General features: G+C 64.8%; 7 protein-coding genes and 1 pseudogene. All 8 read left to right on the top strand.

Going from position 1 to position 9,031, the window contains the following annotated elements; genetic code table 11:
• Positions 1-249 (top strand): annotated as a pseudogene (locus tag NKJ08_RS25170) (hypothetical protein); the annotation flags it as partial.
• On the top strand, positions 246-1,679 hold the full coding sequence (locus NKJ08_RS25165; protein ID WP_352524271.1) for a UDP-N-acetylmuramoylalanyl-D-glutamyl-2,6-diaminopimelate--D-alanyl-D-alanine ligase: 1,434 nt from the start codon (positions 246-248) through the stop codon (positions 1,677-1,679). The pseudogene NKJ08_RS25170 and the gene NKJ08_RS25165, both read left to right, overlap by 4 nt.
• Positions 1,680-1,703: 24 nt before the next feature.
• A complete protein-coding gene (mraY, locus tag NKJ08_RS25160) occupies positions 1,704-2,786 on the top strand; it encodes a phospho-N-acetylmuramoyl-pentapeptide-transferase (RefSeq protein ID WP_352524273.1) in 1,083 nt (360 codons plus the stop codon).
• A gap of 8 nt (positions 2,787-2,794) precedes the next feature.
• On the top strand, positions 2,795-4,195 hold the full coding sequence (murD, locus tag NKJ08_RS25155) for a UDP-N-acetylmuramoyl-L-alanine--D-glutamate ligase (protein WP_352524274.1): 1,401 nt from the start codon (positions 2,795-2,797) through the stop codon (positions 4,193-4,195).
• Entirely contained in the window at positions 4,195-5,346 is a 1,152-nt protein-coding gene (ftsW, locus tag NKJ08_RS25150; protein ID WP_023676765.1) for a putative lipid II flippase FtsW, read from the top strand. The genes murD and ftsW overlap by 1 nt, the downstream gene beginning before the upstream one ends.
• 1 nt (position 5,347) lies before the next feature.
• Positions 5,348-6,475 carry an undecaprenyldiphospho-muramoylpentapeptide beta-N-acetylglucosaminyltransferase gene (murG, locus tag NKJ08_RS25145; protein ID WP_352783879.1) on the top strand — a complete coding sequence of 376 codons (1,128 nt, stop codon included), beginning with the start codon at positions 5,348-5,350 and terminating at the stop codon, positions 6,473-6,475.
• Entirely contained in the window at positions 6,472-7,878 is a 1,407-nt protein-coding gene (murC, locus tag NKJ08_RS25140) for a UDP-N-acetylmuramate--L-alanine ligase (RefSeq protein ID WP_352524277.1), read from the top strand. Before murG ends, murC begins: the two co-directional genes overlap by 4 nt.
• Positions 7,875-8,840, top strand: coding sequence for a UDP-N-acetylmuramate dehydrogenase (murB, locus tag NKJ08_RS25135; RefSeq protein WP_352783875.1), 966 nt, complete (start codon positions 7,875-7,877; stop codon positions 8,838-8,840). Before murC ends, murB begins: the two co-directional genes overlap by 4 nt.
• Positions 8,841-9,031: the final 191 nt, after the last annotated feature.

Raw genomic sequence — 9,031 nt, 5'->3', positions numbered from 1 at the left:
CCCCCCCCCCCCCCCCCCCCCCACCCCCCCCCCCCCCCCCCCCCCCCACCCCCCCCGCCCGGGGCGGGCGGGCGCCGCCGCGCCCCCCCCCCCAAGGCCATTCACGAGGCGGTCGCCATGCTGCATGCCGGCGACACGCTGATCGTGGCCGGCAAGGGCCATGAGGAAGGCCAGACCATCGGCACCGAGACGCTGCATTTTTCCGATCACGAGGAAGTTCGCTCGGCGCTCAGGGAGCATGCGGCGTGAACTATCTGTGGACCTCCGAGGCGCTGGTTGCGGCCATAGATGGCCGGCCGCTCGGTCCGATGCCTGAAGGCATCGCCGGCATTTCCATCGACAGCCGCAGCCTGCAGCCAGGAGACGCCTTCTTCGCCATCAAGGGCGAGGCGATGGACGGCCACGATTTCGTCACCGCCGCCATTAAGGCGGGCGCCGGCGTGCTTGTCGTCGCCGAGGGCAAGCTGCCGTCGCTGGGGCGGCTGACGGCACCGATGATCGTCGTGGAGGACGTGCTTGTCGCGCTGGAAAAGCTCGGTGTCGCGGCGCGCGCTCGCTCAAAGGCCAGGGTCATTGCCGTGACCGGCTCGGCGGGCAAGACCACCACCAAGGAAGCGCTGCGCCACGCTCTGTCCGCGGTCGGCACTGTGCATGCATCGGCCCAGTCGTTCAACAACCATTGGGGCGTGCCGCTGACGCTGGCGCGCATGCCGCAGGATTGCGACTATGCCGTCTTCGAGATCGGCATGAACCATCCGGACGAGATCCGGCCGCTGGTCAAGATGGTCCGGCCGCATGTCGCCATCGTCACGCTGATCGCGGCCGCTCATCTCGGCTTCTTCCGCAATCTGGACGAGATCGCCAAGGCCAAGGCGGAGGTTTTCGAAGGGCTGGAGCCCGGTGGCGCCGCCCTTCTCAACCGCGACGACCCGCGTTGGAAGCTGCTGGAGAAGATGGCGAAAGAGGCCGGCGTCGAGCATGTTTACGGGTTCGGCGAGAATGCCCGGGCGACCTTCAAACTGATCAAATGCGAGCTCAATGCCGATCACTCCGTCATCACCGCCAAGATTGGCGGGCACGAGATCGTCGCCAGGATCGGCGCGCCGGGCCGCCACATGGTGCAGAATGTGCTGGCGGTGCTGGGTGCAGCGCATCTGGTCGGCGCCGACGTCACCAGGGTTGCTCAGGCGCTGGCCGATCTTTCGCCCGAACGCGGACGCGGCAAGCGCTATGTGTTGCGCCATCCCAAGGGCCCGATCACGCTGATCGACGAGAGCTACAACGCCAATCCGGCCTCGATGAGCGCTGCAATGGCACTGCTCAACACGACACCGGTGTCGGGCGAGGGCAGGCGAATTGCCGTGCTTGGCGATATGCTCGAGCTCGGCAGCCATTCGGCGAAATTGCATGCCGCCCTTGCCGACCTGATCGTCGGCACCGACACGCGCACGGTCTTTCTCGGCGGCCCGGAAATGCGGGCGCTGGCCGACGTGCTGCCCGGCGAGATCAAGACGGAGTACCGCGCCGGCGCGGAAGATCTGAAGCCGGTGCTTCTATCGGAATTGAAGCCCGGCGACGTGGTCATGATCAAATCGTCGAAAGGCATAGGCTTTTCAAAGCTGGTCGAGGCATTGCTCGGCAAGTTTCCGGCGGAAGCCACAACCAGCAGACAGACCTAGGATCGGTCCGGGGGACGCAAGCGCATGTTAACACTGCTCGTCGATTTTGCGGACAAGATCTCGGTCTTCAACGTCTTCCGCTACATAACTTTCCGCACCGGCGGAGCGCTGATCACAGCGGCACTGATCGTGTTCATCTTCGGACCGACCATCATCAATTCGCTGAGGCTGCGGCAAGGCAAGGGCCAGCCGATCCGCGCCGACGGGCCGCAGACGCATTTCAAGAAGGCTGGAACGCCGACCATGGGCGGGCTGATGATCCTGTCCGGCATCGTCGGCTCGTCGCTGCTGTGGGCGAACCTGTCCAGCATCTACGTGTGGGTGGTGCTGCTGGTGACGCTGGGGTTCGGCTCGATCGGCTTTTATGACGACTACCTAAAGGTGACGAAACAATCGCATCTCGGCTTTTCCGGAAAAGCGCGGCTGGGGCTCGAATTCGTCATTGCCGGCATCGCCGCCTGGGTGATCATGCATAACGGCCAGGCGCCGTTCTCGTCATCGCTGACGTTTCCTTTCGCCAAGGAGCTTCTCGTCAATCTCGGCTGGTTCTTCATCCCGTTCTCGTGCTTCGTCATCGTCGGCGCCGGCAATGCGGTGAACCTGACCGACGGCCTCGATGGACTGGCGATCGTGCCGATCATGATCGCGGCGGCGTCCTTCGGCGTCATTGCCTATCTTTCCGGCAACGCGGTATTCGCTGAATATCTGCAGATCCATTTCGTACCCGGTACCGGTGAGCTTGCGGTGGTCCTCGGCGCGGTGATCGGCGCCGGGCTCGGCTTCCTGTGGTTCAATGCGCCGCCGGCGGCAATCTTCATGGGCGACACCGGCTCGCTGGCGCTGGGTGGGCTGATCGGCACGGTCGCGGTGGCGACCAAGCACGAGATTGTGTTGGTCATCGTCGGCGGCCTGTTCGTCGTCGAGATATTCTCGGTCATCATCCAGGTCGGCTACTTCAAAATGACCGGCAAGCGCGTTTTCCTGATGGCGCCGATCCACCATCATTTCGAAAAGCTCGGCTGGACCGAAAGCCAGGTGGTGATCCGCTTCTGGATCATCGCCGTCATCCTGGCGCTGGTCGGCCTGTCGACCCTGAAGCTCAGATAGGAGGCCGCTTGATCCCCGCCGCATGCTTTTCAGGCAAGCGCGTTTCGCTCTTCGGGCTCGGCGGCTCGGGGATTGCCACGGCGCGCGCGCTGATCGAGGGCGGCGCTGACGTCCTTGCCTGGGACGACAATCCCGACAGCGTCGCCAAGGCCGGCGCGATCGGTATTGCGACCGCAGACCTGCGCGGCGCCAACTGGGCGAGGTTCTCAGCCTTCGTATTGTCGCCCGGCGTGCCGCTGACGCACCCGAAGCCGCACTGGACGGTGGAGCTGGCGCGAGGTTCAGGCGTGGAGATCATCGGCGATGTCGAGCTTTTCTGCCGCGAGCGGACGGCGCGGGCGCCGGCAGCACCTTTTATTGCGATCACCGGCACCAACGGCAAGTCGACGACCACGGCACTGACGGCGCACATCCTCAAATCGGCCGGGCGCGACACGCAGATGGGCGGCAATATCGGCCGCGCGGTGATGACGCTTGATCCGCCGCAGCCCGAGCGGCACTATGTGGTTGAGTGCTCGTCCTACCAGATCGATCTTGCCCCCTCGATCAATCCGACGGCCGGCGTCCTGCTCAATCTGACGCCGGACCATCTCGACCGCCACGGCACGATGCAACACTACGCCTCGATCAAGGAGCGGCTGGTGGCCGGCAGCGAGACGGCAATCATCGGCGTCGACGATTCCTGGTGCGCCCAGATCGCCGACCGGCTGGAGCGGGCGGGCCGGCAGGTCATTCGCATTTCCAAGCGCCTGCCGCTGACCGACGGCTATTTCGCCGACGGCACCAATCTGATGGAGGCGGTGCATGGCCGCTACAGCCGTATCGCCTTTCTCGAAGGCATCGGTTCGCTGCGCGGCCAGCACAATGCGCAGAATGCGCTGGCCGCCGTCGCCGCCTGCCTCAAGGTCGGGCTCGATCTCGGCGAGATCCAGTCGGGACTAGAGAGCTTTCCCGGATTGGCGCACCGCATGGAGCAGGTCGGACGCAAGGGCCATGTGCTGTTCGTCAACGATTCCAAGGCGACCAATGCCGACGCGGCGGCACCGGCGCTGTCGAGCTTTGCGCGTATCTACTGGATCGCCGGCGGCCTGCCGAAAGAGGGCGGCATCGAGCCTTTGCGCGGCTTCTTCCCGCGCGTCGCCAAGGCCTATCTGATCGGCGAAGCCGCACCGGCCTTTTCCGCGACGCTGGGCGAGGCGGTGCCCTACGAGATCTCAGGCACGCTGGCCGCTGCGGTCGAGCACGCCGCCCGCGATGCAGCGAAGGATGACAGCGGCGAGGCGGTGGTGCTGCTGTCGCCGGCCTGCGCCAGTTTCGACCAGTTCAAGAATTTCGAAGTGCGCGGCGAGGCGTTCAGGCAAGCCGCAACCGCCATTGATGGCGTGAAGCCCATCGGAGGGACACGATAATGCAAAGCCGTCTCGACAAAAGCCCGGTTGCGACCTGGTGGTGGACGATCGATCGCTGGTTCCTGGCGGCGTTCCTGTCGCTGATGGGGCTCGGCATCGTTTTGTCCTTCGCCGCAAGCCCGGCGGTGGCCGAACGCATCGGCCTCGACAGTTTCCACTTCGCCACACGACAGATCATCTTCACCATTCCCGCGCTTGGGGTGATGCTGGCCGTCTCGTTTCTTGAATCCAGGCAGATCAGGCGCATGGCGCTGGTCATGCTGTGCATCATGCTGTTTTTGATGGTGGCGGTGCTCTATATCGGCGTCGAGGTGAAGGGCGCGCGGCGCTGGGTGTCGCTTGCCGGCCTGTCGATCCAGCCGTCCGAGTTCCTGAAACCGGCCTTCGTCATCATCTGCGCCTGGCTGTTCGCCGAGCACAAGCGCCAGCCCGACATTCCGGGCAATCTGTTCGCTATGTTGCTGCTTGCGCTGGTCATCTCGCTGCTGGTGGCGCAGCCTGACCTCGGCCAGACCATGCTGGTGCTCGGCACCTGGGGGGTGATGTTCTTCATGGCCGGGTTGCCGTGGCTGTGGATCGTCGCGCTGGGTGCTGCCGGGGTCGGCGGCGTGTTCGCCGCCTATGCGGTGTTCCCGCACGTTGCCGGCCGCATCGACCGCTTTATGACCGGCGAGGGCGACACGTTCCAGGTCGACATGGGCCGCGAGGCGCTGATCAATGGCGGCTGGTTCGGCGTCGGGCCGGGCGAGGGCACCGTCAAGCGGGTCATACCCGACAGCCATGCCGACTTCGTCTTCTCGGTCGCCGGCGAGGAATTCGGGCTGATCATGTGTTTCTTCATCATGTCCATCTTCGGCTTCATCGTGCTGCGCGGCCTCAACACGGCGCTTAAGGAGCAGGACGATTTCACGCGCTACGCGGTTGGCGGCCTGGTCACGGTCTTCGGCCTGCAGTCAGTCATCAACATGGCCGTCAATCTGCAGCTGATGCCCGCCAAGGGCATGACGCTGCCGTTCATCTCCTACGGCGGCTCCTCGCAGATCGCGATCGCCATCTCGATGGGCATGGTGCTGGCGCTGACGCGCAAGCGCCCGGAAAAGCGCAAGCAGCTGGGCTTCATGCCGTCGCCGCGTGCGATGCCGGCGGAGTGAGATGGCGAAGGGGGTCATCCTTCTGGCGGCTGGCGGCACGGGCGGACATCTGTTCCCGGCCGAGGCGTTGGCGCACGAACTGACCAGGCGCGGCTGGACGGTGCATCTGGCGACGGACGACCGCGCCGAGCGCTTTGCCGGGCAGTTCCCGGCAGCCGCCATCCATCCGATCCAGTCGGCGACGATGGGGTCGAAAAATCCTTTTGCCGTGCTCGCCGCGTTTTGGAAAATCTGGCGCGGGGTGCGGCAGGCATCGGCCGTCATCGCCAGCATCAAGCCCGCCATCGTGGTCGGCTTCGGCGGCTATCCGACACTGCCGCCGCTCTATGCCGCCACCCGGCGCAAGGTGCCGACGCTGATCCACGAGCAGAACGCGGTGATGGGCCGCGCCAACCGGGCGCTCGCCGACCGCGTCGACGCCATTGCCGGTGGGTTCCTGCCGGAAGACACAAGTGCCGCTGGCGCCAAGACGGTGACCACCGGCAATCCGGTCAGGCCGCAAGTACTGGAAGCAGCCAAGACGCCTTACGCCGCATCGGGCGGCGAAGAGCCGTTCCGGTTTCTGGTGTTTGGCGGCAGCCAAGGCGCGCAGTTCTTTTCCGACGCGGTGCCGGCGGCGATCGCTCAACTCTCAGATACACAGCGCAGGCGTCTGGCGATCACGCAGCAGGCGCGCGCCGACGATGGAGCGCGGGTGAAAGCCGCCTATGCCGCGCTTGGCATTGAGGCCGAGGTGTCGCCCTTCTTCACCGACATGGCGGCGCGGCTGGCGACGGCGCATCTGGTGATGTCGCGCTCCGGCGCATCGACCGTATCGGAAATCGCGGTGATCGGCCGGCCGGCGTTGCTGGTGCCTTATCCGCACGCGCTCGACCACGACCAGGCGGCGAATGCGGCGGCCCTTGCGGCAGCGGGCGGTGCCGAGGTGCATCCGCAATCCACGCTTTCGGCGGAACGGATCGCCGCGCTTGTCGGCGGGCTGATGAATGATCCAGGCAGGGCGGCGACAATGGCCGCGGCGGCGAAATCGTCCGGAAAACCGGATGCCGCGCGGTTGCTCGCCGATCTGACAGAGGCTATTGCGTCCAGGAAAACCGTTTCGGGATTCAGGAAGGAGACGCACGCATGAAGATGCCACAGACGATCGGCCTCGTGCATTTCATCGGCATTGGCGGCATCGGCATGAGCGGCATCGCCGAGGTGCTGCACAATCTCGGCTACAAGGTGCAAGGGTCCGACCAGGCCGACAGCGCCAATGTGCAGCGGCTGCGCGACAAGGGCATCGAATGCTTCGTCGGCCACCAGGCCGAAAACCTCCGCGAGGCCGAGGTGGTCGTCGTCTCCACCGCAATCAAGAAATCCAATCCGGAACTGAAGGCGGCGCGTGAGAAGTTGCTGCCGATCGTGCGGCGGGCCGAGATGCTGGCCGAGCTGATGCGTTTCCGGCAAGCGGTGGCGATCGGCGGCACGCATGGCAAGACGACGACGACTTCGATGGTGGCGACGCTACTCGAAGCCGGCGGGCTCGACCCGACGGTGATCAATGGCGGCATCATCAATGCCTATGGCACCAATGCCCGCATGGGCGACGGCGAATGGATGGTGGTCGAGGCCGACGAGAGCGACGGCACCTTCCTCAGGCTGCCGGCCGAGATTGCCGTCGTCACCAATATCGACCCCGAGCATCTCGATCATTACGGGTCCTTCGACAAAGTGCGCGAGGCGTTTCGCCAGTTCGTCGAGAACGTGCCGTTCTACGGCTTCGGCGTGATGTGCACCGACCATCCCGAGGTACAGGCGCTGGTCGGCCGCATCGAGGACCGGCGCGTCATCACCTATGGCGAAAATGCGCAGGCCGACGTGCGCTTCACCAATCACCGCATGGACGGCCCGACCTCGGAATTCGACGTGGTGATCCGCGACCGCAAGACGCACGGTCAGATAACGATTGCCGGCCTGCGGCTGCCGATGCCCGGACGCCACAACGTTTCCAACGCGACGGCGGCGATTGCCGTCGCGCATGAGCTCGGCCTTTCGGCCGAGGCGATCAAGAAGGGCCTGTCGTCCTTCGCCGGCGTCAAGCGGCGCTTCACCCATACCGGTTCGTGGAACGGCGTCGATGTGTTCGACGATTACGGCCATCATCCGGTCGAGATCACGGCGGTACTGAAGGCCGCGCGCAGCGCTACCAAGGGCCGCATCATCGCCGTTACCCAACCGCACCGCTTCACCCGGCTGCGCGATCTGTTCGACGAGTTTTCCGTCTGCTTCAACGACGCCGATACGGTAATGGTGGCGCCCGTCTATGCGGCCGGCGAGGAACCGATCGAGGGGGTAACGTCCGACGCACTGGTGTCGCGCATCCGCGCCGGCGGCCATCGCGACGCACGCTACATCGAAGGTCCGGCGGCGATTGCGCCGATCGTGCGCGAGGTGGCGAAGCCGGGCGATTTCGTCGTCTTCCTCGGCGCCGGCAACATCACCCAATGGGCCTATGCGCTGCCCAAGGAACTCGGCGGGACCATCTCATGATGCGCGGCCAGGCGTTGATCGAGAAGCTTGGCGACCGGCTTGCCGGACTGCGCGGCCGCATCACGCCCAATGCCGAGATGGACAAGATCACCTGGTTCCGAGCCGGCGGGCTCGCGGACGCATTGTTCCAGCCGGCCGACGAGGACGATCTTGCCGCGTTCCTGAAGGCGGTGCCCGAGGAAATACCGCTGACCATCGTCGGCGTCGGCTCGAACCTGCTTGTCCGTGACGGCGGCATTCCGGGCTTCGTCATCCGGCTTTCGGCCAAAGGCTTTGGCGAGACCGAAGTGATTGCGCCGACCACGATCAAGGCGGGCGCCGCGACGCCCGACAAGCGCGTTGCGGCCGTTGCCTACGAGGCCGGCATCGGCGGCTTTCATTTCTACCACGGCATTCCCGGCGCCATAGGCGGAGCGCTGAGGATGAACGCCGGCGCCAATGGCGTCGAGACGCGCGAGCGTGTCGTCGAGGTGCGGGCGCTCGACCGCAAGGGCAATGTGCATACGCTGAGCAATGCCGACATGGGCTATGCCTATCGCCATTCAGCGGCGCCGTCCGGGCTGATTTTCACATCGGCGCTGTTCGAAGGCGTTCCCGAGGACAAGGCGGCGATCAAGGCTGCGATGGATGCTGTCCAGAACCATCGCGAGACCGTACAGCCGATCCGCGAAAAGACCGGCGGCTCGACCTTCAAGAATCCCGAGGGCACCTCGGCCTGGAAGGAAATCGACAAGGCCGGCTGCCGCGGCCTGATGGTCGGCGGGGCGCAGATGTCGCCGATGCATTGCAACTTCATGATCAACACCGGAACCGCCACAGGCTACGAGCTTGAATATCTCGGTGAGACGGTGCGTGCGCGCGTGCTCGAAAGATCGGGCATCCGGCTGCAGTGGGAGATCAAGCGCATCGGCAATTTTCGGCCGGGCCATGCCGTTCAGGAATTTCTCGGGCAGCTGCTTTAGCGCAACTCGAAGACCGTTGCCTTTCGGACCTCATGAATTCACATTTTGCTGCCGTTTTTGCGGAAAGTGAATCCATCGGAATCGTAAGCACTTGCCAGCGAATCAACTCTCTGATTCTCTGCCCTGAAGCGTTTCCTGATTTGAGTCGTTTCGACGCGTTACTCGCGTTTCCGTCTGGGGGGCAACCTGCC

This window comes from Mesorhizobium sp. M0244 (genome assembly GCF_040321795.1).
Taxonomy (GTDB): Bacteria; Pseudomonadota; Alphaproteobacteria; order Rhizobiales; family Rhizobiaceae; genus Mesorhizobium.
Note: the sequence above shows the minus strand (reverse complement) of the source record. Positions and strands in the feature narration are given on the sequence as shown.

Coding starts and splice junctions, on each gene's coding strand:
- mraY (WP_352524273.1), top strand. CDS start 1,704: ATGTTAACACTGCTCGTCGATTTTGCGGACAAGATCTCGGTCTTCAAC.
- ftsW (WP_023676765.1), top strand. CDS start 4,195: ATGCAAAGCCGTCTCGACAAAAGCCCGGTTGCGACCTGGTGGTGGACG.
- murG (WP_352783879.1), top strand. CDS start 5,348: ATGGCGAAGGGGGTCATCCTTCTGGCGGCTGGCGGCACGGGCGGACAT.
- murC (WP_352524277.1), top strand. CDS start 6,472: ATGAAGATGCCACAGACGATCGGCCTCGTGCATTTCATCGGCATTGGC.
- murB (WP_352783875.1), top strand. CDS start 7,875: ATGATGCGCGGCCAGGCGTTGATCGAGAAGCTTGGCGACCGGCTTGCC.